At 61.0% G+C, this 24601-nt stretch carries 23 protein-coding genes and 1 riboswitch; of the genes, 9 read left to right on the plus strand and 14 right to left on the minus strand.

Features of this window, described 5'->3' with window-relative positions:
- Positions 1–36: 36 nt before the first annotated feature.
- The 6 genes from cbiB to RHIBUN_RS0118605 form a co-directional block, all read right to left on the minus strand.
- On the minus strand, positions 37–1017 hold the full coding sequence (cbiB, locus tag RHIBUN_RS0118580) for an adenosylcobinamide-phosphate synthase CbiB (RefSeq protein ID WP_025660701.1): 981 nt from the start codon (positions 1015–1017) through the stop codon (positions 37–39).
- A complete protein-coding gene (cobD, locus tag RHIBUN_RS0118585; protein ID WP_025660702.1) occupies positions 1014–2015 on the minus strand; it encodes a threonine-phosphate decarboxylase CobD in 1002 nt (333 codons plus the stop codon). The genes cbiB and cobD overlap by 4 nt, the downstream gene beginning before the upstream one ends.
- Positions 2012–3319, minus strand: coding sequence for a cobyrinate a,c-diamide synthase (locus RHIBUN_RS0118590; protein WP_025660703.1), 1308 nt, complete (start codon positions 3317–3319; stop codon positions 2012–2014). The genes cobD and RHIBUN_RS0118590 overlap by 4 nt, the downstream gene beginning before the upstream one ends.
- Positions 3316–4158: a uroporphyrinogen-III C-methyltransferase gene (gene cobA / locus RHIBUN_RS0118595; protein WP_025660704.1), complete on the minus strand. Its 843-nt coding sequence runs from the start codon at positions 4156–4158 to the stop codon at positions 3316–3318. The genes RHIBUN_RS0118590 and cobA overlap by 4 nt, the downstream gene beginning before the upstream one ends.
- 149 nt (positions 4159–4307) lie before the next feature.
- Positions 4308–5258 (minus strand): nucleoside hydrolase, encoded by a 951-nt coding sequence (locus tag RHIBUN_RS0118600; protein WP_025660705.1) that lies wholly within the window; start codon positions 5256–5258, stop codon positions 4308–4310.
- A gap of 74 nt (positions 5259–5332) precedes the next feature.
- Complete coding sequence (locus tag RHIBUN_RS0118605; protein ID WP_018854717.1) at positions 5333–5752, minus strand: cobalamin biosynthesis protein; 420 nt, start codon at positions 5750–5752, stop codon at positions 5333–5335.
- A 99-nt stretch (positions 5753–5851) separates the two neighbouring features.
- Here RHIBUN_RS0118605 and RHIBUN_RS0118610 point away from each other — a divergent pair, with 99 nt between their 5' ends.
- From RHIBUN_RS0118610 to RHIBUN_RS0118620, 3 genes are all read left to right on the plus strand, one after another.
- A complete protein-coding gene (locus tag RHIBUN_RS0118610; RefSeq protein ID WP_025660706.1) occupies positions 5852–6637 on the plus strand; it encodes a TSUP family transporter in 786 nt (261 codons plus the stop codon).
- A gap of 98 nt (positions 6638–6735) precedes the next feature.
- Entirely contained in the window at positions 6736–7101 is a 366-nt protein-coding gene (locus RHIBUN_RS0118615) for a nuclear transport factor 2 family protein (RefSeq protein ID WP_025660707.1), read from the plus strand.
- 2 nt (positions 7102–7103) lie between these two features.
- Complete coding sequence (locus RHIBUN_RS0118620) at positions 7104–7907, plus strand: helix-turn-helix transcriptional regulator (protein ID WP_025660708.1); 804 nt, start codon at positions 7104–7106, stop codon at positions 7905–7907.
- On the opposite strand, the gene RHIBUN_RS0118625 is transcribed toward RHIBUN_RS0118620, so the two are convergent.
- The 5 genes from RHIBUN_RS0118625 to cobU are packed head-to-tail and all read right to left on the minus strand — an operon-like array spanning position 7904 to position 14320.
- On the minus strand, positions 7904–8329 hold the full coding sequence (locus tag RHIBUN_RS0118625; RefSeq protein ID WP_025660709.1) for an EamA family transporter: 426 nt from the start codon (positions 8327–8329) through the stop codon (positions 7904–7906). The two genes, RHIBUN_RS0118620 and RHIBUN_RS0118625, sit on opposite strands and share 4 nt — an antisense overlap.
- Positions 8329–8961, minus strand: a complete 633-nt coding sequence (gene cobO, locus RHIBUN_RS0118630) for a cob(I)yrinic acid a,c-diamide adenosyltransferase (protein WP_025660710.1) — start codon at positions 8959–8961, stop codon at positions 8329–8331. The genes RHIBUN_RS0118625 and cobO overlap by 1 nt, the downstream gene beginning before the upstream one ends.
- A 1-nt stretch (position 8962) precedes the next feature.
- On the minus strand, positions 8963–12730 hold the full coding sequence (gene cobN / locus RHIBUN_RS0118635) for a cobaltochelatase subunit CobN (protein WP_025660711.1): 3768 nt from the start codon (positions 12728–12730) through the stop codon (positions 8963–8965).
- A 10-nt stretch (positions 12731–12740) separates the two neighbouring features.
- Complete coding sequence (cobW, locus tag RHIBUN_RS0118640) at positions 12741–13790, minus strand: cobalamin biosynthesis protein CobW (RefSeq protein ID WP_025660712.1); 1050 nt, start codon at positions 13788–13790, stop codon at positions 12741–12743.
- 5 nt (positions 13791–13795) lie between these two features.
- Positions 13796–14320 carry a bifunctional adenosylcobinamide kinase/adenosylcobinamide-phosphate guanylyltransferase gene (gene cobU / locus RHIBUN_RS0118645; protein ID WP_025660713.1) on the minus strand — a complete coding sequence of 175 codons (525 nt, stop codon included), beginning with the start codon at positions 14318–14320 and terminating at the stop codon, positions 13796–13798.
- Positions 14321–14448: 128 nt separating this feature from the next.
- A riboswitch (cobalamin riboswitch) is annotated at positions 14449–14846 on the minus strand.
- Positions 14847–15093: 247 nt separating this feature from the next.
- Here cobU and RHIBUN_RS0118650 point away from each other — a divergent pair.
- Positions 15094–16884, plus strand: coding sequence for a chloride channel protein (locus RHIBUN_RS0118650; protein ID WP_025660714.1), 1791 nt, complete (start codon positions 15094–15096; stop codon positions 16882–16884).
- On the opposite strand, the gene RHIBUN_RS0118655 is transcribed toward RHIBUN_RS0118650, so the two are convergent.
- Positions 16881–18335 (minus strand): cobyric acid synthase, encoded by a 1455-nt coding sequence (locus tag RHIBUN_RS0118655; protein ID WP_025660715.1) that lies wholly within the window; start codon positions 18333–18335, stop codon positions 16881–16883. The two genes, RHIBUN_RS0118650 and RHIBUN_RS0118655, sit on opposite strands and share 4 nt — an antisense overlap.
- A gap of 520 nt (positions 18336–18855) precedes the next feature.
- On the opposite strand from RHIBUN_RS0118655, the gene RHIBUN_RS0118660 reads away from it, so the two are divergent.
- The gene (locus RHIBUN_RS0118660) at positions 18856–19854 is read left to right on the plus strand and encodes a glycine betaine ABC transporter substrate-binding protein (protein WP_025660716.1); all 999 of its coding nucleotides are present in this window, start codon (positions 18856–18858) and stop codon (positions 19852–19854) included.
- 171 nt (positions 19855–20025) lie between these two features.
- Complete coding sequence (locus RHIBUN_RS0118665) at positions 20026–20373, plus strand: hypothetical protein (protein ID WP_025660717.1); 348 nt, start codon at positions 20026–20028, stop codon at positions 20371–20373.
- Between the two features lie 7 nt (positions 20374–20380).
- Here RHIBUN_RS0118665 and RHIBUN_RS0118670 read toward each other — a convergent pair whose 3' ends face one another.
- Both RHIBUN_RS0118670 and RHIBUN_RS0118675 read right to left on the minus strand, forming a co-directional pair.
- A complete protein-coding gene (locus tag RHIBUN_RS0118670; protein WP_007788385.1) occupies positions 20381–20536 on the minus strand; it encodes an entericidin A/B family lipoprotein in 156 nt (51 codons plus the stop codon).
- 88 nt (positions 20537–20624) lie between these two features.
- A complete protein-coding gene (locus RHIBUN_RS0118675; protein WP_025660718.1) occupies positions 20625–21566 on the minus strand; it encodes a LysR family transcriptional regulator in 942 nt (313 codons plus the stop codon).
- Positions 21567–21890: 324 nt separating this feature from the next.
- On the opposite strand from RHIBUN_RS0118675, the gene RHIBUN_RS0118685 reads away from it, so the two are divergent.
- From RHIBUN_RS0118685 to RHIBUN_RS0118695, 3 genes are all read left to right on the plus strand, one after another.
- Positions 21891–22691 carry a methyltransferase domain-containing protein gene (locus tag RHIBUN_RS0118685; RefSeq protein WP_037217164.1) on the plus strand — a complete coding sequence of 267 codons (801 nt, stop codon included), beginning with the start codon at positions 21891–21893 and terminating at the stop codon, positions 22689–22691.
- Positions 22692–23016: 325 nt separating this feature from the next.
- The gene (locus RHIBUN_RS0118690) at positions 23017–23244 is read left to right on the plus strand and encodes a hypothetical protein (protein ID WP_025660720.1); all 228 of its coding nucleotides are present in this window, start codon (positions 23017–23019) and stop codon (positions 23242–23244) included.
- 194 nt (positions 23245–23438) lie between these two features.
- Positions 23439–24593 carry a glycosyltransferase gene (locus RHIBUN_RS0118695; protein WP_025660721.1) on the plus strand — a complete coding sequence of 385 codons (1155 nt, stop codon included), beginning with the start codon at positions 23439–23441 and terminating at the stop codon, positions 24591–24593.
- The last annotated feature ends 8 nt before the right edge of the window (positions 24594–24601 follow it).

The raw sequence follows: 24601 nt of genomic DNA on the forward strand, positions 1-24601 counted from the left end.
CCGCACAGCGTGCTGGGTGAACTCACCCCTTCGCGATCAGAGCAGTACCAGGAAAAGAACCAGGGCGGTCCACGCAAGGATCGAACAGCTGGCATAAAAGACCGAGACGCCATCCTCGATGTCGGCGACCGTTGCCGTTTCACGTCCGCTGCCGTTGATCATCGGCTCCATGACGACAACCCCGGAATAAACGCGTGGGCCAGCAAGTTGCACATCCAGCGCCCCCGCCATCGCCGCCTCCGGCCGGCCGGAATTGGGAGAGCGATGCCGGCCGCCGTCGCGGGCGGCAATACGCAGCGCTTCCCGGCAGGCGGCGCTCCCTCGCCGCAGCCAGGCCCCGGCCGCAATCAGGAAAATCGAAAGGCGCGCAGCCGGCCAGTTGGCAAAATCGTCCAACCGAGCAGCCGCCCAGCCGAAATCGGCATACCTGTCGGACTTGTGTCCGATCATCGAGTCCGCCGTGTTCAGCATCTTGTAGGCGAATAGGCCGGGTAAGCCAAAAACGGCGTACCACAGCGCTGGAGCAACCACGCCATCCGAGAAATTCTCGGCCAGGCTTTCGATTGCCGCACGGCAGACGGCGGGCTCGTCCAGTGTTTCCGGATCACGCCCGACAATCCGCGAAACAGCCAGCCGGCCGCCACTGATGCCTTCGGTTTTCAATCCGGCGGCAACGGCCTCCACATGATCGGCAAGGCTCTTCTGCGCCATGAAGACGGCAACGCAAACAACTTCAAGGAGGATCCCGATCAGGCCGAACAACGAGAAGAAGCGATGCAAGACGAAACCCGCAGCGGCACTGAGGATCAAAAGGCCGGCGATCGACCAGACGCCGTTGCGGCGCCGCACGCGCTTGTGAAGTTCCGTGCGATTGAACATCCGGTCGACTCGAGAGATCGCGTTTCCGAAGAGCGCAACGGGGTGCGGCATGCGCATCCACAGCGCATCTGGGTCCCCGACAATCCTGTCGAGCAGAAGCGCGAGAACCAGCACAAGAAGATTATGGTCAAATGTCATGATCTATAACTCTGCAGTGCATCAGATAGCCGTTGGTCGCCGGCCGCATCGGCGGCGAGACCGAAACGCAGCCAACGCGGCTGATAATCGAATTTGCGAACCAGAATGCGATGCTGGCATAGATGCCGGTGCAGCTCGGCGGCTTGCTCGTGATCGACGAGTGCAAAGAGGTGCGTTCCTCCGACAATGCTTAGACTGCCTTGCTCGAGAATCGTGCGTAGCGCATCGGCCCTCTCGGAGATCCGCAGCTGTATCGGGGCCAGATCCGATGCAAGGAGATCGGTTGCGATCGAAAGCGCGGGACCGGACACCGACCACGGCCCAAGCAGGTCTTCGAGTTGCGCCAGGATTTGCGGAGCGGCGACGGCAAATCCCAGGCGCAACCCTGCCAGCCCGAAGAACTTGCCAAAGGAACGAGAGACGAGAACATTCGGCAGCCGCGAGGCAAACGGCGCCAGGCTCATCTCGGGGCATGTATCGCCGAAGGCTTCATCCACAACGACGAAACCTCCTCTGGTCCTCATCTCTTCACTGAATACTACGACCTTCTCCGGAGCGTAGACGCGACCATCGGGGTTGTTCGGATTGACGATGACGACAATTGCGTGACCGGCTTTGACGTCATCCAGACCGGAGACCAGATCCACGGAATGGCCTGCCATCCGGAAGGCGCGCTCATATTCGCCGTAGGTCGGAGCCAGAATGGCAACCCGTCCGGCAACATCAAAGAGCCGCGGCAATAGCTGGATAACCGATTGCGTACCGGGAACAGGCAGCGGGAGGATGTCGCAGCTGCGATAATAGTCTCGCGCCGCCGCACGCGCGCGATCGATGAGATGCTTGTCGGGCAGGCGATGCCAGGCGCGCATTGGGATAGCCGGCAGTGATACCGGGCACGGGTTGATACCCGTCGAAAGGTCAAGCCACTGCTCTGCCTCGCCGCCGTACATTGCGGCGGCAGCCGTGATGCCACCTCCATGAACAATCGGGGCGTTCATCTTGCCCCCTCGGCAAGGTCGATCAGATGCATGTAGGACCCTGCGATCTGCCCGCGCTGGAGCCCGGCTTGTCCAAGGTCATTGCCCAACGCGTCCGTCACCTGGAAGAGACGATCGGCTTCACCCTCGGAAACCACGGCCGAATAATGAAACTCATGCGCGGTCATAGGCAGCTCAAAATAGGCGCCGTTCAATGGCTTCACGCGGCGATAACCCAGGTGGCGTTTGCGCTCCTCGTAGCTGGTCACCACAGGCAAGAGGCCGAGCATCTCATGACGGACGCTGGCCCCGTCGATCAGCCCTTCGCCGAGAACCATGTATCCGCCGCACTCCCCGTAGATGCGCACGCCCCTGTTGGCGGCGTCGAGCACTTTGGCCCGGAAATTGGCGGCCGCCGCAATACGTCCGGGGTGGAGCTCCGGATACCCGCCCGGAAGATAGATCGCATCTGCCGCCGGATCCGGCGCCTCGTCCGCAAGCGGCGAGAAGAACGAGATTTCTGCACCGCGCCGACGCCAACCAAGCAGCATGTGCTCGTAGGAAAAGGCAAAGGCGATGTCGCGCGCCACTGCTATCCTGCTGCCGAGCGGCGGCAACCGAGGAATGTTGGCAGTGGACGGGCGATTGAGCCCCTGGCGCGCAATGCGCAGCAGGAACTCGAAATTGCATTCGTCGGACACCGCATCGGCAGCATGCTCGATGAAGCTTTCAAGCATATCATGCTCTCCCGCCTGGACGAGGCCGAGATGCCTCTCGGGAAGAGCGATGTCATTGTCACGGCGGACGACGGCAACAATCGGCATGCGGATCTCATCGAGCGCCTTGCGCAGCATCATCTCGTGGCGTTCGCCGCCAACCTTATTGAGAATGACGCCGGCGATGCGAACATCCGCGCGAAAGCCCGCAAATCCCGTTACCAGTGCAGCCACCGACTGCGACATGTGCGACGCATCGACGACAAGCACGACGGAAAGACCAAGCATGGCAGCAAGGTCGGCCGCAGTGCCCTTCCCGTCGGTCGCGCCGTCGAAAAGCCCCATCATCGCCTCGATAACGAGGACGCGGTCGCCAGAACGATGCAGGGTCGCATTGGCGGCGATCAATTCCGCGCGCATCGCCCATGGATCGAAGTTGAGGCAGGCAACGCCGCTGGCCGCCGCATGAAAGGCCGGATCGATATAGTCGGGCCCCGCCTTGCCGGGCGCTACCGCAATGCCACGCTTACGAAGCGCACGCAGTAGGCCCAGAGTCACCGTAGTCTTCCCCGATCCGGAGGACGGGGCCGCAATCAGCAAACCGCTCATGCCGTCTCCCTGCTGTTCGAGTCCTGGAATGGATCGGGGCGCAGCCTGCGTCCTGCAAGCGCCCCCAGCCAATCGAGCGACGGCCTCAGCCGGACAACCTCCCCGACCACCACGATTGCCGGCGGTTCGAGGCCGGAGGCTGCAACAGCGGCCGGCGCCTCATCGAGCGTGGTTTCTAGCACCTGTTGGAGGCCGGTCGATGCGTTGCAGACGAAGGCAACCGGTTCCGATGGCGATCGCCCAGCGGCGACGAGCTTCTTGCTGATCTGATCGATATGCTTCATCGCCATATACATGACGATAACAGGCGAGCCCTTGCCGATGGCTTCCCAATTGATCGCATCCGGTACGATGCCCGAGGAATCGTGTCCCGTCAGGAACGTCACCGCATGGTTGACATCCCTGTGCGTGACGGGAATGCCAGCATAGGCCAGCCCGCCGATACCCGCGGTAATGCCCGGTACGATACGGAACGGGACATTGTGCTCGACTAGCGTCAACGCCTCCTCGCCACCGCGCCCGAAGACGAAGGGATCGCCGCCCTTGAGGCGCAGGACGCGCTTGCCTGCGTGGGCGAGTTCGACCAGCCGCAGCGAAATGTCGCGCTGCTTGGCGGACGGCTTGCCGCCACGCTTTCCAGCATATTCCAACAAGGCGTCGGGTCGTGCAAGCTTCAGGCAATCGACGTTCACGAGCGCATCGTGAACCACGACATCCGCCTCCGCCAATCCCTTGACGGCAAGAAGCGTCAGCAATCCGGGCTCGCCTGGGCCCGCACCAACAAGCCAAACGCTGCCCGGCTCAAGAGCCGGCAGATGTGAAAACGCAGCTTCGATCATTGGCATGATCTATGCCCCGTCGCAGGCAAGGTCAACGCCGCTGATCGCGCTCGAGACAGATGTGAAAGGCACACGTCCTCCAACCATTCCGTCTCCTCTTGCGGCAAGCAAGGTTTCACGCCCAGCCGACGTGCGACCGGGCGAAGTTCTCACCCACGCAGAAGCGTGTCGCGTATGAGACTGATCACCTTTTCGGACTCGATGCCGGTGCAGACGACCTGGCTCGGCAGGCCGTCCCAATCGCCCGGCGGGAAGCGGCGGCCGTCTGGTTTCACGATTGTCTGCCCATCGGCAATGCCGCCGCAGACGACGCGCACCGGGCCGCTGATTGTCGAGAACCGCTCGGGTGCGATTAAGTAGACGCAGGCACAGCTGTCGTGAACCATCATGCCGTCTTCGACTGCGTGCTTGTAGAAGTCGATGTAGTCCTGTGAAAGATCGTTCAACAGCTTTACGGCGCTGTCGCCCTTGGCCGCGACGTCGGCAAGATAGCCGCGGCTCATCGTCGTGATCGCGGTCACGTCGAGGCCAATGACCGCAACCTTCCAGGGCGCGGTCAGGACGATGTCGGCCGCTTCCGGATCCCCATGGATGTTGGCTTCCGCGACCGGCGACACGTTGCCCGGAACGTAGAAGTTGCCGCCCATGATGACGACGTCCTTCACGAGGCCCGCAATCTCCGGATCTTCCTTGAGCGCCATCGCCAGGTTGGTCATGCGACCGACGGCAACCAGTCTGACCTCGCCCGGGTGGGCGCGGACGGTATCGATGATGAAGCGGTGAGCGGGACGCGGATCGAGCGGCAGATCGATCGTTTCGGGCACTTCGATGTTGCCGAGGCCGTTCTCGCCGTGCACGAAGGTCGGCCATGCCCCCTCTGTGCGCGCTGGATCGATCGTCACGCTGGCGCCCTTGGCGACCGGAGCGGGAATGTTCCACTCACGCTTCAGGAACAGCGCGTTGCGCGTCGTCGTCTCCACCGACGCGTTGCCGAATACGGTGGTGATTCCAAGCAGATCGATCTCGGGATGGCGGTGCAGAAAAAGCAGAGCCATTGCATCATCGACGCCCGGATCCGTGTCATAAATGACCTTGTGCATGAGTGTGCCTCTTTTCGTTATTGTCGCAGGGCAGCCGGACGGCGCCGCGAAGTCGGCGGCCACCATAGCGTCCACTATTCTTTCTGCAACAGGGCGCACGCGATCGCAGCGGTGGCGCGTCGTGACTTGGTCTTCGGAACGACGAGTTCCGCATGCGGCCCAATCGCCGCCAACGCAGCCGATTCGGCAACCCCGTGACACCCCACTCGGGCGAAGACGACTGCCGAAGGATTTTTCAGCCGCGGCGTTTCTTCCTCGAGCCGTGCCGGAGCGAAGAGCAAGAACGGCACGCCAAGGCGGCGCGCTGCTGCAAGGATCGCGGGCTCATTGCATCGCGTATCGATCGACGCAACGGCCGCCAGCTCACCGGGGTCGATACCCGCCGCCGTCAACGCCGCGCTGGCAAGCTCGCTCACCTCGTTTTCAGGCGTTCCGCGCTCGCAGCCGAGACCGAGCACGTACCGGCGCGTCCCATCGAATACAATTTCGGTCACATGCGACAATGAAACCCGCCCCTGTGTTCCTCAAGCCATTGCAGCACGGGGCTGGAAATGCAACATGCGCCGCGTACCACATTCCAGAGTTCTCCCTCCTTGTCTGACCTTGCCCCTCATCTGCTATTCATGCTGGCTGCAGCTGGCTTTTTCGCCGGCTTCGTCGATTCCATCGCGGGCGGCGGTGGCCTGATCACGGTCCCGGCGATGCTGATTGCCGGTATTCCTCCGCTGCAAACGCTGGGCTCCAACAAGGTGCAATCCGTATTCGGGGCAGCTTCCGCTACGATCGCCTATGCCCGAAAGGGACACGTGCATCTGCGCACGCAATTGCCGATGGCCTTGATGGCAGTCCTCGGCGGCTCTCTCGGCGCCGCCTTGGCAACGGTCGTTCCGGGCGAAGTGCTGCGCGCGGTCATGCCGATCCTGCTTGTGGCAATCGCTCTCTATTTTGCCTTGAAGCCGAACCTGAATGATGTCGACAAGCATCGCCGCATGACGCCCTTCGTCTTCGGCCTGACGCTGGTTCCGGCAATCGGATTCTACGATGGCGTCTTTGGTCCTGGTGCCGGCTCCTTCTTCATGCTGTCCTTCGTATCCCTTGCCGGCTTCGGCATGTTGAAGGCAACGGCGCACACCAAGCTTCTGAACCTCGGCTCGAATATCGGCGCGCTCATCGTCTTCATTTCCTTCGGTGCGATCCTTTGGAAGATCGGCTTGATGATGGGCGTCTGCCAATTTCTGGGGGCGCAGCTCGGCTCCCGGCTTGCTATGCGCACCGGCGCCCGCCTGATCAAGCCGCTGCTCGTCATCGTCTGCGTCGCCTTCACGATCAAGCTTCTGGCCGACCCGGCCAATCCCATCCGTATCTGGCTTGAAATCTGACGCCGCGTCCGATTACCTCCGGCGTAATTGATGAGGCGCCGGCGCTTCTCCATGATCGCGATGTCTGGACGAACCAGGCGCCAACAGGAGATGATCTGATGACCGATGCGAACACCGAAGCCCAGCGCTACATCGCGATCTGGAACGAGACGGATGCGACCCGCCGCACCGCCTTGATCGCGGAAAGCTGGCATGAAGCGGCAACCTATATCGATCCCTTGATGCGCGGCAAAGGCCATGAGCAGATCAACGCACTTGTTGAAGCCGTGCATGCGCGCTTCCCGGGTTTCCGGTTCGAACTCGTCGGCACCGCCGATGGCTACGGCGACAACCTGCGCTTCTCGTGGGGTCTCGGACCGACGGGCGGGGAACACCTCATCAAGGGCACCGATTTCGCGGTGCTCGAAGGTGGACGACTGAAATCCGTGCACGGCTTCATCGACCAACTCCCGGAAGCCGCATGATGATGACGCCCGCCCGCTCCCTTGGGGACTATCTGCGCGACTGGCGGCAGAAGCGCCGAATGAGCCAGCTCGCCCTCGCCTTGGAGGCCAAAATCTCGCAGAGACATCTGAGTTTCATCGAGAGCGGGCGGTCGATCCCAAGCCGCGACATGCTGCTGCATCTGGTCGAACGGCTCGGCGTGCCGCTCAGGGATCGCAATCCGCTGCTGCTGGCCGCAGGTTTTGCGCCGCTGTTTTCCGAGCGTTCGCTCGACGATCCGACCCTTCGACCGGCGCGGCAGGCAGTCGACATGATCCTCAAGGGACACGAGCCCTACCCCGCCCTTGCGATCGACCGGCACTGGACATTGATTGCCGCCAATGACGCGATCGCCCCGCTTCTTGAGGGCGTCAGGGATCGCGCTTTGCGGGAAGGGCCAATCAACGTTCTCCGCCTCAGCCTGCATCCCGATGGGCTGGCGCCGAAGATTGTCAATCTGCCGGAATGGCGCGCACATCTCCTCGAGCGGCTGCACCAACAGATTTCGGCCACGGGAGATCCGATTCTCGGCGAACTGCTGAAGGAATTGTCCGCCTACCCGCTAAGCGGTGGCCGGCCGGAGACGAGCAGGAAAGCCGACTATGCCGGCATCGCCGTGCCGCTCGAACTGGAAACGGAAGCAGGCCTGCTCTCTTTCCTTTCGACAACCACTGTTTTCGGCACGCCCGTGGACGTCACCCTTTCCGAACTTGCGATCGAATCCTTTTTCCCCGCGAACGAGCAAACGGCAAGACTTCTCGCAACAACGGCACAGGCGAGCGGCTAGAACAAGGCGAGCAAGAGCGCCCCGCCGGCAATCAGGCTTACGCCGAGCCAGTTCATGAGATTGAGCTTTTCACCGAGAAAGACGACGCCGAAAACCGCGACAAGAACGATGGAAAGCTTGTCGATCGGCGCGACGCGTGCGGCATCGCCGATCTTCAGTGCGCGGAAATAGGCAAGCCACGAGGCGCCCGTCGCGGCGCCTGAAAGGCAAAGGAAAAGCCAGGTCTTGCCTGAAATGCTGGAGAAGGGCTGCCATTGCCCGGTTGCCACAACAATGGCGCTGATGATGAAGACGATAACGACAGTGCGGATCAGCGTGGCGAGATCGGAATTGATGCCGACGACGCCGATCTTTGCAAAGATCGCCGTCAACGCAGCAAACGCCGCCGAAAGCACCGCCCAGAAAATCCAACTCTGTGTCATCAGAACTCCACGCCGGGCTGTCCCTTGATGCCGGAACGGAACGGATGCTTGATCAGCTCCATCTCGGTGACGAGATCGGCGATCTCGATCAGTTCATCCTTGGCGTTGCGCCCGGTCAGGACGACGTGGGTCATATACGGCTTCTCGTTCTTCAGGAACTCGACCACTTCGTTGATATCGAGGTAGTCGTAGCGTAACGCTATATTGATCTCGTCGAGGAGCACCATCGAATTCCGTTCGTCGCGGATCAGTTCTTTCGCCTTCTCCCAGGCTGCACCAGCCGCAGCCACATCGCGAGCGCGATCCTGCGTCTCCCAGGTGAAGCCCTCGCCCATGGTGTGGAACTGGCAGATGTCGGAGAAGTGCTTTTCGATCAGGTCGCGCTCGCCGGTCCACATCGCGCCCTTGATGAACTGAACGACGGCAGACGGCTTTCTGTGCGCGATATGCCGGAAAATCATCCCGAACGCGGAGGACGACTTGCCCTTGCCCTTGCCGGTATGGACGATGATGAGGCCCTTTTCGTCCGTCTTCGTCGCCATGATCTTGTCGCGGGCGGCCTTCTTCTTCGCCATCTTCTCGGCGTGGCGCGCGTCGTCGTGGCCAGCGGTTTCGGTATTTTCGGCGGTCATCTCAATTCTCCCCGGATGCAAGCTTGAATGTGTCTGAAAGGTCGAAGCGCGCGGAATTGCTGCGCGGCGTCCAGAGATGGCGATCGATGGCCTCGAGCAGCCGCTCCTTGATATCCTCGAAGGCGGCTGGGTTCTTCTCGATCATGAACTCGCGCACCTTTGGATCAACCACGAAGGCCTGGTAGACGGCTTCGAAATGATGATTGCCCACAGCGCCCGTCGTTGCCGCAAAGGCAAAGAGGTAGTCGACGGTCGCGGCGATCTCGAAAGCGCCCTTGTAGCCATGGCGCATGACGCCGTCGATCCACTTCGGATTGACGACACGGCCGCGCACGACACGCCCGATCTCCTCTTCCAAAGACCGGATCACCGGCTTCTCGGGCCTGGAGTGATCGTTATGGTAGATCGCTGGCCGATCACCCGCGAGCATTTCGGCCGCAGCCGCCATACCGCCCTCGAACTGGTAATAATCGTCGCTATCAAGAAGGTCGTGCTCGCGATTGTCCTGGTTCTGCACGACCGCCTGGATCGAGCGCAGGCGCTCTTCGAAGACGCCACGCTCTGCCCGGCCCTCTTCGCCGGCGCCATAAGCGTAGCTTCCCCACACGAGATAGGCTTCAGCGAGATCGGCCCGGCTTTCCCATCCCTTCTCGTCGATCAATGCCTGCAAGCCGGCACCGTAGGCGCCTGGCTTCGAGCCGAAAACGCGATAGCCGGCCCGACGGCTTGCTTGGGCCGGGTCCAGTCCGGCCGCTTCAAGCCGTGCAGCCTCGCCGCGCATGCGCTGCGCAATCGGGTTGTCGGTAGCATCTTCTTCCAGCGCCCCGACGGCACGGATTGCCTTGTCGAACAGTGCAATCTGTTCCGGAAAGGCATCCCGGAAGAAGCCTGAGATACGCAGCGTCACATCGACACGCGGATGCCGTAGCAATGCGGGCGGGATGATTTCATAGCCGGTGACGCGCCGCGAGGTCATGTCCCACACCGGCTTCACGCCGATTAAGGCCAGAGCCTGGGCGATGTCATCGCCGCCCGTGCGCATGTTCGAGGTGCCCCAGGCGGTCAGGCCGAAGGAGACCGGCCATTCGCCGTGATCCTGCACGTAACGGCGGATCATGAGTTCAGCGGACTTCTTCCCGAGCTCGTAGGCCGCCGGCGTCGGCACGGCACGGCTGTCGACCGAGTAGAAATTCCGCCCTGTCGGCAGCGCATCGGGACGTCCTCGCGTGGGCGCACCTGACGGACCGGGCGGCACGAAGCGCCCATCGAGCCCGCGGAGTAGACCTTCGATCTCCGCCGTCCCACAGGCGAGAATGGCTGGCCTGAGCCGCATCTCGATCTCCGCGAGAACGGCGCGCGTCGCTGCCCAGTCCTCCGGGCAGGTGAACTCAACTGCCACCAGCTTTGCGGCAAGAAGTTCGATCCGCTCGACTGTATCGCCGTTCGTTCGCCAGACAGCGTCCGTGATGCCCACGAGAAAATCCGGATACGGTCCAGCCCAGGCCTCGGCCATATCGCAATCGAGCGGGTCGAACGCCAAGTCGAGATCCGCGGCAATCGCACGCTGAAGGCTACGGTCACCTCCCTGTCCGAGCCCGCGCGGAACCCGGGCCAGCGCGACCGTCAGATCCGTCAGCAACCGTCCCTGCGGCGAGACGCCGAAAACATGCAGGCCGTCGCGGATCTGCATCTCCTTGAGATCGCAGAGATAGGCGTCGAGCTTCTTCAAAGCCTCCGTCTCGCTCTCACCCTTGTCAATGCCGGCATCGCGATCGAGGCCGATGTCGGCCACGAGATCGAGGATCTGCTTGCTGAGAAGCCGGATGCGGCGCGGATCACCGCCCGACGCCTCGTAGTATTCGTCGACCAGCGCTTCCAGATCCTTGAGCGGCCCGTAGCTCTCGGCACGCGTCAGCGGCGGCGTCAGATGATCGATGATCACGGCGCCGGCGCGACGCTTGGCTTGCGTCCCCTCGCCGGGATCGTTGACGATGAAGGGATAAAGATGCGGCATGGGGCCGAGGACAGCTTCGGGGTAGCATTCCACTGACAAAGCCAGCGCCTTGCCCGGCAGCCATTCCAGATTGCCGTGCTTGCCCATGTGAATAACGGCGTGGGCACCGAATTCGTGGCGAAGGAAAGCGTAAAAGGCAAGATAGCCATGCGGTGGCACGAGATCCGGGGAATGGTAGCTTTCCTTTGGATCGACGTTGTAGCCGCGCGCCGGCTGGATGCCGACCAGCAGCTCACCAAGACGCATGAACGGCAGCGCAAAAGCGCCCTCCACGACATAGGGATCGGCCTCGGGTGCGCCCCAACGCCCACAGATTTCATCCTGAATCTTTTTGGGAAGACTTCCGAAGAAAGCCTTGTATCGACTCACTGAAAGCGATTCGCGAACAAGCTTCCCATCCTGTCCTGAACTTGTCGGCCCTTCCATCAGGCGTCGTATCAGCGCATCGCCATCATCGGGAATATCCGCGACTGGATAGCCGGCGCCACCCATTGCCTTCAGCACCTCGACGGTGCCGGCGGGCGTGTCCAACCCGACCCCGTTACCGAGTCTGCCATCGCGGTTCGGATAGTTCGCCATGACAAGAGCGATGTGTCTCTTGCCGACGGGTGTCGTCCGCAGATTGGCCCAGTTGGCTGCAAGCCGCGCTGTATAGCGCATCCGCTCGATATCCGGCTCGCTGCTGACAATATTGGCCTCGACGCGCGCGTCGTAGCGCAATGCCGACTTGAACGAAACCGCTCGGGCAAGCACCCGTCCGTCAACCTCCGGCAGCGCAACATTCATTCCAAGGTCGCGTGCGGAGAGCCCCTGCGAGGACGCGGCCCAAGCTTGGCGCGACGACGCCGAAAAGATCGCCTGAAGCACCACCGCGTCGTTCGCCTCGAGCACGGTCTGCTCGCGATCCGCACCAGGCGCAGACACGGCAAAGCCTGTCGTATTGATCACCACCTCGGGCTTGATGGCGTTAAAAACACTTTCGAGAATGCCCTTCGAGACAGGATCCTTGAGGCTGTAAGCAAACACCGGCAGCGGCCGGATGCCTTCAGCCAGCAGCGTATCGATCAAGGCTTCGACAGGCTTGGTCTCTCCGCTTTGCACGAGCGCGCGATAGAAGCTGACCGCGACCACAGGCGTTTGTGACACTCCCTGTACGAAGCGCACCCGTTCGTCGCACGCCGACCTCCACTCTTCGACGCCGACGACGCCCTTGCCCGGCCACCAGATCCCAGCCTTCATCAGCGGCGATGCCGCCTCCGGCTTTTCAGTTCCCGAGAGCATCGCACCGGCATAGTCCAGAAACGCCCGCGAATTGGCATCGCCGCCTTCGATGAGATAGGCCCAAAGGGCGTTCAGGTCTTCAAGCGGTACATTCGAAAATGGTGTCAACCCCGCATCGGACTTCGAATCTCCGGGCAGCACGGCGATGAACGCGCCAGATCGAGCTGCCGCCGTATGGAGGGCCTCCAGCGCATAGTGGAAGTAGCTGGCGCCACCCAGCGCCCTCACGACGATCAGCTTGGAGTGGCGGGCCGTCCGCTCGATATAGGCATCGACCGACATTGGATGCTTCAGGCTCATCAGGCTTGCCAGCCGCAGCGAGAAGCCGGCCGACGGTTCGTCATAAGCGGCGGCTATCGCGGCAAGCTCGGTATCGGCAGCCGACAGGAACAGGACATCGCCGGGCGATTGACCGAGATCGATCGCCTCCTCGGCGTCACTGATTGTTCCCTGCTGTGCCAGAAGCAGATGCATCGGTCTTGCCTTATGCCAGCGCTTCGATCGCCTTGCGCACCGCCGCTTCGTCCATCTCGTGCAAGCCGATGACGACAAGACGGGTGCCGCGTGCTTCGCCCGGCGCCCAGGCGCGATCGAAATAGTGGTCGATCCGGCTGCCGACCGCCTGCAACTGCAGGCGCATCGGCTTGCCGGGAACATCGATGAAGCCCTTGAGCCGCAGCACGTCATGTTCGCCGATGATGCCCCTCAGCGCATCCACGAAGGCTGCCGGATCGGCAACAGGACCAAGCTCGACCACGAAGCTGTCGAACTCGTCATGATCGTGCGGCACGCCGTCCTCGTGTTCGAGTTCATGGTGGGACTTGCGATTGACCACATCGTCTTCCGTACCGACGCCGAGCCCGAGCAGCACGCTTGCCGGAACCTCGCCATTGCGCGCCTCGATCATGACAGGCTTGCGAGCGATACGGGAAGCAACCTCATCGCGCACGCGACCAAGGCCGGCGGTGTCGAGAAGGTCGGTCTTGTTGAGTACGATCATATCGGCGCAGGTCAGCTGGTCCTCGAAAAGCTCCTCGATCGGGCTCTCATGGTCGAGCGACTCGTCTTCGACCCGACGAGCCTCGACGGCATCGTGATCGTCCGCGAAGCGGCCCGCGGCAACGGCGGCGCTGTCGACAACGGTAACGACGCCATCGACGGTGACCTGCGTGCGGATATCAGGCCAGTTGAACGCCGCAACGAGCGGCTGCGGCAGCGCGAGACCGGATGTTTCAATAACGATATGGTCGGGGCGCTGTTCGCGCTCCAGAAGCTTGGTCATCGTCGGAATGAAGTCGTCGGCAACCGTGCAGCAGATGCAGCCATTGGTGAGCTCGATGATGTCATTCTCGGTGCAGTTCTCTGCGCCGCAGCCCTTGAGCACGTCGCCGTCGACGCCGAGATCGCCGAATTCGTTGATGATAAGCGCGATCTTCTTACCGTTGGCATTGGAGAGCAGATTGCGGATCATCGTCGTCTTGCCGGCGCCGAGGAAACCCGTGATCACGGTCGCCGGAATTTTCTGCTGGTTCATGAAATTCAACCCTTCATCTTCAACGGCAGTCCAGCCGCGATAAAATACACATCCACGGCCTCGGCCGCGATCATTTGATGCAGACGGCCGGCATGGTCCCGAAACTCCCGCGCCATGCGGTTTTCCGGCACGATACCGAGACCGACCTCATTGGAAACGATGACGAGACGGGCTTGTGCCGTCGGCAGATACGCCACAAGCGAGGCAAATTCCGCCCCTATGTCGCGGTCTTCCATCATCAGATTGGTGATCCAAAGCGTCAGGCAATCCACCAAAACTGCCCGCTTCTCGCCATCGATCGCCCGCAGGCAGCCGACAAGATCCAGCGGCTCTTCATGGGTATGCCAGAGATCGCCGCGATCGGCTTTGTGCTTGTCGATCCGGGCGCGCATCTCGTCGTCCCAAGCCCGACCCGTCGCCACGTAATGGTGCTCCAGGCCGCTCGAGACGACCAGTTGCTCGGCAAAACGCGATTTGCCCGAGCGCGCGCCGCCCAGGATGAAAGTCGCGCCTGATGATATCGGGCTCATGGAAAACGCTGACCGATCTTCGGAAGCCTTCCGCGAGAGACCGGAACGACTGCGGAGCGCAGCCGGCAAATCTGTCTTTCAGCCATGACAACCTCCGTGCTGGCAGCGGGCATCACCCAGGAATGGGCTTTTCGCCCGGCACAGTTGGCAGGTCTCCTGGCTCGCGGGTCTTGGCCGCGATCGGGGCAAACCGGAAACCGGTCGCCCCAGATCGTGCCAGCGGATCTTCCTCGCCTTCCCGGCTGCATTTCATGAAAAGGCGGACGATTCGTAGACGTAAGAGGCGTCCTGCCCCGGTTGATCATGATGCACTGCCAGTGACTTTTCCGTCGCCACTTTCGCACAGCCCGCCTGCACCCTTGCAGGCTGTCAGCCACGCGAAACCAACGCCGGACGGAAAACCCTGACCGCTCTACAGTCGCGGGGTCGGCTATGATGACGGTGCCCGAATTGGGTCCACCGCTTCACATTCCCTTTTCATCCGCACCGATTCAACCGGTCCGGAACCATCCGTTATGGCGTCATCGTTAGGCAAGGCCACTCCTGAAGTCAATCAAAAGCCGTCGCTCCTAAGATTGCCGTCATCGCCGCGAAACGCTGTCAAGTCGACCTACTCTACAAGATTTATCGTCTTTTATCAGTGGCTTACGTCATAAATAATTATTGTCCGCGCCGGTCTTTTGCCGCAATTGCATCGCAAGCGGGTCGCGCCACTGATTTGCACCTCCCTTCCTCGCACTTGAACGCGCCTGCGCCCGCCTAGTTTTCCTGCCATGCTCCTCAAAATCGATATTCGCCGCTTCGGTCCGTTTCATACCCTTCTCGATATCGGGCGGATGCGCGCCCTGCTGCGCCGCAGCGAGATGGGGATGGTCATCGCCGGCGCGATCGTCGGTGTCATATCGGGTTTGGCGGTGACCGGTATGGGTCTCATTTCCCGCGAAATGCACAGCCTGATCTTCGGAATCAGCGACGTCGAGAGACTGAGTTCGTCGCAGATCGACAACAAGCTGCTGTTGCTGACGGCGCCGGTCTGCGGCGGCATTCTCCTGGGTCTGTTGCTGTTCGTGCTTGCCAAGACCCGCAAGAAGCCGATGGTGGACCCGATCGAGGCGAACGCACTGCATGGCGGTCGGCTATCTCTCACCGATAGCATTCTGGTCGCAGTCCAAAATCTTATTTCTAATGGTTTCGGGGCCTCCGTCGGCCTGGAAGCCGGCTACACGCAACTGGCGGCCGGACTGGCCTCGAAGCTCGGGCTGAAGCTGCAGCTTCGCCGCTCGGACCTGCGCGTTCTCGTTGGGTGCGGCGCAGCGGGTGCGATTGCCGCTGCCTTCAATGCCCCGCTGACCGGCGCATTCTACGCCTTCGAGCTCATCATCGGCTCGTACACCATCGTCTCGCTAACGCCGGTTGTGGTTTCTGCGCTGGTTTCGACGCTGGTGGCTCGGCTGCTCGGTGGCAGCGATTTCCTGATCGACGTTGGCGAATTCGGTACGGTCATGCCGGCTGATTACGTCCCGGCTCTCCTGCTCGGCGCATTCTGTGCGGGTGTCGGTATCATGATCATGCAGGGCGTTGCCTGGATCGAGGAATTGGCTCGCCGGAGTTCGATCGCGACGCCGCTGCGCCCTGCCCTTGGCGGCATCGTCGTTGGCCTCCTCGCGCTGATCACACCGCAGGTGCTGTCGGCAGGACATGGCGCGCTCCACCTCAACCTCGGGCGCGACGTCGCGATTCCGGTGCTCGTGGGCCTGTTCCTCCTGAAAGCCTTCGCCTCCGCGATCTCGATCGGTTCGGGCTTCAGAGGCGGTCTGTTCTTCGCGTCGCTGTTCATGGGCGCGCTGGTAGGCAAGTTCTTCGCCTATTCCGCCCCCTACTTCGCTCACGCTACGCTGACACCGGTCATCTACGCGGTCGTCGGCATGAGTTCGCTTGCGGTCGCCGTCATCGGCGGGCCGCTGACGATGACGTTCCTTGCTCTCGAAATTACCGGCGACTTTCCGATCACGGCGCTTGTGCTGGCGTCGGTCATCACCTCCTCGCTCGTCGTCCGCAGCACCTTCGGCTACTCCTTCGCAACATGGCGCTTCCACCTGCGCGGCGAGAGCATTCGCAGCGCGCACGATGTCGGCTGGATCCGCAACCTAACGGTTGACCGGCTGATGCGCGCCGATGTGAAGACCGCCAATGCCGCTCTCTCGATCGATGAGTTCAAGGAACGCTTCCCCATCGGCTCGGCGCAGCGGGTCGTCCTGGTCGATGGTACCGGCAAGTACAGCGGCCTCGTGCTCGTTCCGGAGATTTACGCGAACCTGACCGATACCGACGAAACCGGCAAGGATCTCAGCGAATTTGTCCGCTACAAGAACGATTTCCTGCAGCCGCAGATGAACGCCAAGCAGGCAGCCGCCATCTTCGACAAGACCGAAAGCGAAGCGCTCGCCGTCGTCAACAATCTGATTGAGCGCAAGGTTGTCGGTCAGTTGAGCGAGGCGCATACGCTGCGCCGTTACAGCGAAGAACTCGATCGCCGCCGCCGCGAAATATCCGGCGAGATCTAGCCGAGAAGTTCGTCCAGCCAGCGCCGGTCAAGACAGGCTTCCAGCTCGGCCGCAACGTCGTCCAGGGCTTTCTCGACGCCGGCACGATAGTCATTCGTGTCGCCCGAAAGGCCAAAGCTGCGCAGCAAGCGAGAACGGTAGATGTCGCTGGCGAACAGCCCATGCAGATAGGTTCCCGCAATCCGGCCGTCTGCCGATACCGCGCCATCCGGCCTGCCATCGACGATCGCGAACGGCCGGCCACAGTCTTCGCCGGAGGTGATACCGAGATGGATCTGGTAGCCGGAAAGCGGGGACCCGTCCTCCACTGCTGTCGCAACACTTTTGCGGACGGTCTTTTCAGGCGCCATCTCCGTCTCGACGTCAAGCAGCCCGAGGCCCGCCATATCCACCGCATGTCCCTCGATGCCCAGGGGATCATGGACCTTGCGCCCGAGCATCTGATAGCCGCCGCAAATCCCGATCACCCGACCACCCCGCTTCACATGGGCCAGTATGTCGGCATCCCAACCCTGCGCACGCATATCAGCCAGGTCTGATATCGTTGATTTCGAACCGGGCAAGATCACCAGCCGCGCGTCCGCAGGCAGCCGCTCGCCCGCGCGGACGAAAACCAAATCGACATCCGGCTCCGCCTTCAAGGGGTCGAGATCGTCGAAATTTGCGATGCGGGTAAAGACCGGCACGGCGACCTTGAGTGCCCCCGTGCCGCCGCGTGCGAGGCGTTCCAACGCCACCGCGTCCTCGGCCGGCAGACGCGAAGCGTGCTTGAGCCACGGCACGACACCGAAGCATGGCCATCCGGTGAAGCGGCGCACCGCATCGATACCCGTATCAAAGAGCGAGACGTCGCCACGGAACTTGTTGATGAGGTAGCCGGATATCATTGCCCGGTCGCCCTCGGAGAGGATCGTATGCGTCCCAACCAGCGAGGCGATCACGCCCCCGCGGTCAATATCGCCGACAAGCACGACAGGCACACCGGCACGGGTGGCAAATCCCATATTGGCGATATCGCCGGCCCTGAGATTGATTTCGGCGGGCGAACCTGCGCCTTCCACGATCACAAGATCCGCTCCGGCCGAAACGGCCGAAAAGCTCTGTATTACGTAGTCGAGGAGCGCTGGCTTGAGTTTCTGATAGTCCCGTCCCTTGGCCTGCCCCCAGACCTTGCCCTGAACGATGATCTGGCTGCCGTATTCGGATTGCGGTTTGAGCAATACAGGATTCATGTGCACCGAGGACGGCACACGCGCGGCAAGCGACTGCAGCCATTGCGCCCGGCCGATCTCGCCGCCGTCGTCGGCGACCGCGGCATTGTTCGACATGTTCTGCGGTTTGAAGGGACGGACCGAAAGGCCACGATTGGCAGCAAGACGGCAAAGCCCCGCGACAAGAACGGTCTTGCCGACATCGGAGCCGGTCCCTTGCAGCATGATGGCCTTGGTCATTGTCACGGAACTCCGGAGAACCCGACCCCGGCCTACAACGGCCTCTCTGCCGTGGTCAATCGCAAGCGCCGAAAATGCGAAGGCCACGTCACCCGCTTAGGGTAGCGCGGCCTGCCGAAATACGCTGGCGCATTCGCCCATACACGGCGAAGCTCACGTTCTCCGGGACGCATTACCTGATCCGGAGAAGCGGCGGTGTCCCCCGCCACGGAAGAACAGATAGCGCCACATTGTTACCGGACGGTTAGCAACTCCCTAAGCAAAGATGAATTTCGGCATTTTCCGGCTTTGGGACGCTCGTGGTAACCTTTTGGTGGGGCTGGCAATACGTTTTCAAATCAGACGCTTAGACTTCACGCCTCATGCACAGAAGAACGATTGATTTCCACAGCCGAACGCGTAGGCTGCCATTCCAAGGCATCAAGACGAGCGCCACAGCAATAGCCGGACAAACAGGATAAAGATCTCCGCAAGACGCGGAACGCCTAGTTGTGGCGGGGCAGCAAGAATGGGAAGGCAAATGAGATCTCTCTGCACGTCGATCCTGCTCGCCGCAGGAATCTGTGCGGCCGCTACGACTGCGCAGGCTGCCGAATGCGGCAACGTCACCATCGCTGAAATGAAGTGGGCTTCGGCGGGTATTGCGGCCAACTTCGACAGGTTCATTCTTGAGAAGGGTTATGGCTGCTCTGTCAAAATCGTCCCGGGCGACACGATGCCGACCTTCCTGTCGATGAACGAGAACGGTGAGCCGGATATCGCTTCGGAGTTCTGGATCAATTCCGTCCGCACAGAACTCGACGGTGCGGTCAAGGAGGGCAGGCTGATCCTGGCGGCGGAAATCCTTTCGGAGGGAGCTGTCGAAGGTTGGTGGATACCCAAATTCGTCGCCGACGCTAACCCCAATATCCGCAGCGTACAGGATGCGCTCAAGCATCCGGAACTCTTCCCCGCGCCGGGAAATGCATCGCAGGGCGTCGTCTTTAGTTGCCCCGTCGGCTGGAGCTGTCAGATTTCGACATCCAACCTGTTCCGCGCGCTGGACGCCGAGAAGAGCGGGTTTCAGTTGATCGAAACCGGCAGCCCACAGGACCTTGATGATTCTATCGCAAGCGCCTTCCAGAAAAAGGAGGGCTGGCTTGGCTATTACTGGGCACCCACGGCCGTCCTCGGCAAATACGACATGACGCGCCTGAGCTTCGGCGTGGGTCATGACAAGGCAGAATGGGATAAGTGCACATCTGTCCCCGGCTGCGCGCGGCCGCAGGTGAATTCCTATCCCGTCTCACGGGCCTTTACGATTGTCACCAAAGCCTTCGCCGACCGTGCCGGACCGGCCATGGATTACCTGAAGCTCCGCTCGTGGGACAATACGACAATCAACGAAGTGCTCGCCTGGCAGGATGACAACCACAAGAGCAACGAGGAAGCCACCGTCTACTTCCTCCAGAACTACGCCGCGCTATGGACCAAATGGGTTCCTGCCGATGTCGCGCAAAAGGTCAAGGCCGGGCTCTAGGAAGAGCAAAGCAATCGCTCACCAGACGGTGCAATATTCTTCGATTGGTCAGCGCAGGATTCGCGCAAGAGTGAGCGGGCAAAAGGAGCAGCCGTCTTCTGACGGTATCGGTTTCCTGTAAGCGGCGGCACAAATCGTGCCAAGCTGCTTGCCCAGACGAAGAGAAAAAAGATGACATCCGCCCCGTTTCCCGACCGCGACACAATCGCCTCGAAGCTTGCCAGCCTGGAGGAGCAGGAAAAATCCTACGTCTCCCTGCTGATGGAAAATGCGGCACAGGACGAGAACGTCATCAATGGTCTTCACCGTCACCTGAACAATGCCGCGAGCGCGCCATTCCTGAATACGCTGAAACTCGAGAGCCTTGGGAAATGGATTGGCGGCGCAGCGCCGGCCCGCCTGCAGATACGCCTCATGGAGGCTGCGAAATCAAGCCAGCACCCGGCCTATGCGGCGTTCCGGAGTGGGCTTTCGCGTTCCGGCGGGCTGGAAAGGGCCTACCCGCCGGCGGTGATCTGACGCCGTCTTACCTGGTGGCCGCGCGACCGACCGAACGACCTGCATCCTGAGTCGCGTTTACGGCATTTGCCGTGTCGCGACCGATGCCGCGGATTGTGTTTCCACACGAAGAAAGCACGAGCAGAATTGCGAGGGCGGAGCCGATCTTGGCCATTGTCGTCATTGCGAAATCCTTCTTTTCAATCGTCCACGCGCGGGTGACTCCGCGCGCATTAAACCCCAGAGGAAGAAAAGAGGTCCGTACTAAGTTGTCAAGCCGCTACGGCCTTGGCTTTTTCCGCAAAGGCAAAGCGGATGCTATCGGCTACCGCCCGCATCGGGTTGTTCATCTGTGACGCAGTGAGCAGCCTGATGTCGAAGGAACCGAGTTCGGGTAGCCCCTCCTGCACGCCGAGAATTGTCATCTCATCAGTGACATAGGAGCGCGGCAGGGGCGCGATCGCGAGGTCGGAAACGACGGCCGCTCGCTGGGCCATGGTGTGACCGCTAAGAAAAGCGACACGATAGCCGCGCTTCATTCGCTCAAGCTGAGACAGTGCCTCAGAGCGCCAAATGCAGCCATCCTCCCAGATCGAGATCGGCAGCGGATCGCGGCGGTGCGCCGTACCACATTTGGCACCGGCCCATACAAGCCTCTCGCGGAAGACGATCTCCCCATCCGTCGGCAGCGGACGCGTCGCGCAATTGATCAGTGCCAGGTCCAGGCGCTGCTCTTCCATGCGCTTCTTGAGGCCGATGCTCATGTCAATGGTGACATCGACCATGATGCTCGGGAAACTCTCTGCGAAGCTTTTCAGGATATTCGGCAGCAGCCGTTCGCCGATATCTTCAGGCGCGCCGAGCCGCACCACGCCGCTCAGCTCGGGCATGATGAACCGCGAGACGGCCTCGTTCGACAGAGCGAGGATGTTGCGCGCGTAGGAGAGCAGCACTTCGCCATGCTGGGTCAGACTGACCGATCGCGCATCACGCAGAAACAGCGTGGCGCCGAGTTGCTCTTCCAGCTTCTTGATCTGCATGGATACCGCCGACGGCGTCCGATAGACGGCTTCCGCGGCCGTGGAAAAATTGCCGGTCTCTGCAATGGCAACGAAGGTGCGCAGCACGTCGTTGTCAAGCAAAGGAATGGGACGGCGAAAGGGAATGCTCATCGTCACATCTTTCAATTTTTCTGAATTTGACTTCCATATCATTTTGTTTGATTGAAAGTCAACCCGACAATACCCTTGGTGCATAGCGGCTAGTACTGATGAAAGGAGGCCGCGATGAACACGCTTATTGTAATCTTCGACATCTTCTACGCATTCAGATCTCGTCAGATCTCACGTCAGACACGCAATCGCACACGAGATCAGTTGGCTCGGCTGCCGAGGCATCTCGCTGATGACCTCGACCTACAGGCACTAGGTATGACCGTCCCTCGCTGAAGATGCGAGCGCCGCCACCGGCTTCAAAGACGCATCGAAAGGTTCTAATATACGCTCCGGGCGCGGCGACGGAGCGTAAGGACGATCGCGATGAACGATGCGTGTTTCCAAGGCGATATCCCTGCAGCATACGATCGGTATCTGGTGCCGATCCTGTTTGACCCTTATGCCGCCGATCTGGCGCAGCGCCTGGCATCGGTTCATCCGCACCGCGTTCTCGAAGTCGCAGCAGGGTCCGGGGCCCTCACGCGCGCGATATCGTCGGCGCTTCCGGACGCCCAAATCATCGCCACCGATTTGAACCAGGCGATGCTGGATGTCGCCGCATTGAGACATTCTGGCGGGCATATCGCATGGCGACAGGCTGACGCGTTGAGCCTGCCCTTTCCCGATCAGATCTTTGACACCGTCACATGCCAGTTCGGTGTCATGTTCTTTCCCGATAAGCAACGCGCCTACCGCGAAATCCTCCGCGTGCTCAAGCCGCAAGGGACCTTCCTCTTCAGCACCTGGGACTCCCTCGAGAGCAACGCCTTCGCAAAGGTCATCATGACTGAGACGGATGCATTGTTTCCAGAAGATCCGCTGGACTTCTTCCGGCGAACGCCGCACAGCTATTTTGATGCCGAGGCGATCCTCTCGGAACTCAAACGGGCCGGATTCGAGTCGGCCGCTTTCACCAAGGTCGAAAAAACTGCCCATGCGTCCTCGGCAAGGGACGCCGCAACCGCCTTCTGCAAGGGCAGTCCGCTCCGCATGGAAATCGAAGCCCGCAACCCGAAATTCGACGTCGTGGCACGAGTCACGGCGGCTCTCGAGCAGGCTTTCGGCAATGGTCCGATCGAAGGGCCGATGTCAGCGCTGGTGTTCACCGCCGAGGCGCCACGGTAGATATCACGCGCACGGCAGCCGCTCGTTGTGCCGACGCGCGAAGGCGCGCACCAAAACACGGCTCGTCCGACAATGCCTCGAATTGTCGGAACATCCGATGCAAGGAGGCGTTCCTTCTGGGCAACGCACGCTTTGCTTTGTCGTTGCGCTGACTGCGTTTCCCTCAACTGCAGTCGCAGAGGCCCGGCGCTGTCCGAAGCAGCACCGGGCTTTGTCCGCTCATCTCGACGATCTCCCCTCCATCTATTTCAGTAATGACTAAAATAAAACTTGAAATCGCCGCGTCGGAAACGATGATGCTTGCTGTCAGCTAGGAGGGGCGTTGATGTCACAGTATCAGGAGACGCGGCGGTTCAAATGCACGGGCGGCGCAGGAAATCCCTGCATTGTCATCGAACAGATCAGGGTTGCCGATGAAGCCATCCCTAGGCCCAGAACCGATTACATGACAATGGATGGCGACGTCGCCAATCGCCTCGACAAGAAGCACTTCCTGATCTTGATGAAGGGTGAGGTTGTGAAGATCCAGAGGGCGTTGAGGAAGAAACACTGAGCCGGAGCCTGTCGGCATCGGCGTCGCGGCGGGCAAGCCGGCCCTCGTCGGCAGACAGATCCTGTGGATCTTCGCATGACTGAGGCGTCACCGTTGGGTAGATGTCATCATCGCGTCATCTGACGGTGATGTTTTGACTCACCGAGCGCTGAGACTCGTTTTCATTCCGGCGCTGTTCACCGCTGGAATGACTGATGCTGTATATCATTGCCGTCGCCGGTGCCCTGCTGGCAGCCAATACCCTCAGCCTTATGATCGCGGGATGGCGAATTCGGTCCCGCCAAGACAAGACGCCAAGTGTCGCTGGGCGTCCGCCTGTCTCGATCGTGATACCCCTTTGCGGCATAGAACAGTTCTCGCGGGAAACACTCGAAAGCGCGCTGATCCTGGATTGGCCCGACTACGAAGTCATTTTTTGCGTTGCAGACAAGGCCGATCCGATCATTGGTCTGGCGGAGAACACCCTCCGAGCAAGGCCGCTGGCAAATGCAAGGATTTTGATCGGGGATGACCGCATCAGCGCAAATCCGAAACTCAACAACTGCGTCAAGGGCTGGAGCGCGGCGGCGCATGAATGGGTCGTCCTTGCCGATTCCAATGTCCTGATGCCGGCGAACTATCTCGCACGCCTTATGGCCGCATGGCGACCCGACAGCGGCCTCGTTTGCTCGACGCCACTTGGCTCCCGTCCGAGCGGATTTTGGGCGGAGGTCGAATGTGCTCTTCTCAACACCCACCAAGCCCGTTGGCAATATGCCGGGGAAGCGCTTGGATTCGGCTTCGCGCAAGGCAAGAACATGCTCTGGCAAAAGACGATCCTCGACGCCCACGGTGGCATCCAAGCCCTTGCGGCCGAGATCGCAGAAGACGCCGCCGCCACAAAGCTGGTCAACAGCATGGGCCTCAAGGTGCATCTCGTCGCCGGACCATTCGAGCAGCCCCTAGGCAGAAGGACCTTCCGCGAGCTCTGGGCCAGGCAGTCTCGTTGGGCGCGGCTGAGACGCGTCACTTTCCCGCACTTCTTCGCGCCGGAGATCCTGCTTGGCGTAGTTCCTCCCCTATTGCTGGGCCTGAGCGCTGCCGTCGTTTCCGGCACCAGTCTCGTTACTACAACCCTGGCAGTCTTATGCACCGCCTACGCGCCGGAAGTTATTCTTGCAGCCCGCAAGCATTGGCACCTATCCCTGCTGTCACTCCTCGCAATGGTTACCCGCGATGTCTTGCAGCCAGCGATCTGGACACGGAGTTGGTTGAGAGGCAGTTTCGATTGGCGCGGAAACATTATGGTGATCAGATCGCAGGAATCGCGCCTGGAGGGTGGAGTAGCCGAACCGATTGCAGGCCCCTAAACTAGGGC

The sequence above is a fragment of the Rhizobium sp. IBUN genome (assembly GCF_000510625.1).
GTDB lineage: Bacteria > Pseudomonadota > Alphaproteobacteria > Rhizobiales > Rhizobiaceae > Rhizobium > Rhizobium altiplani.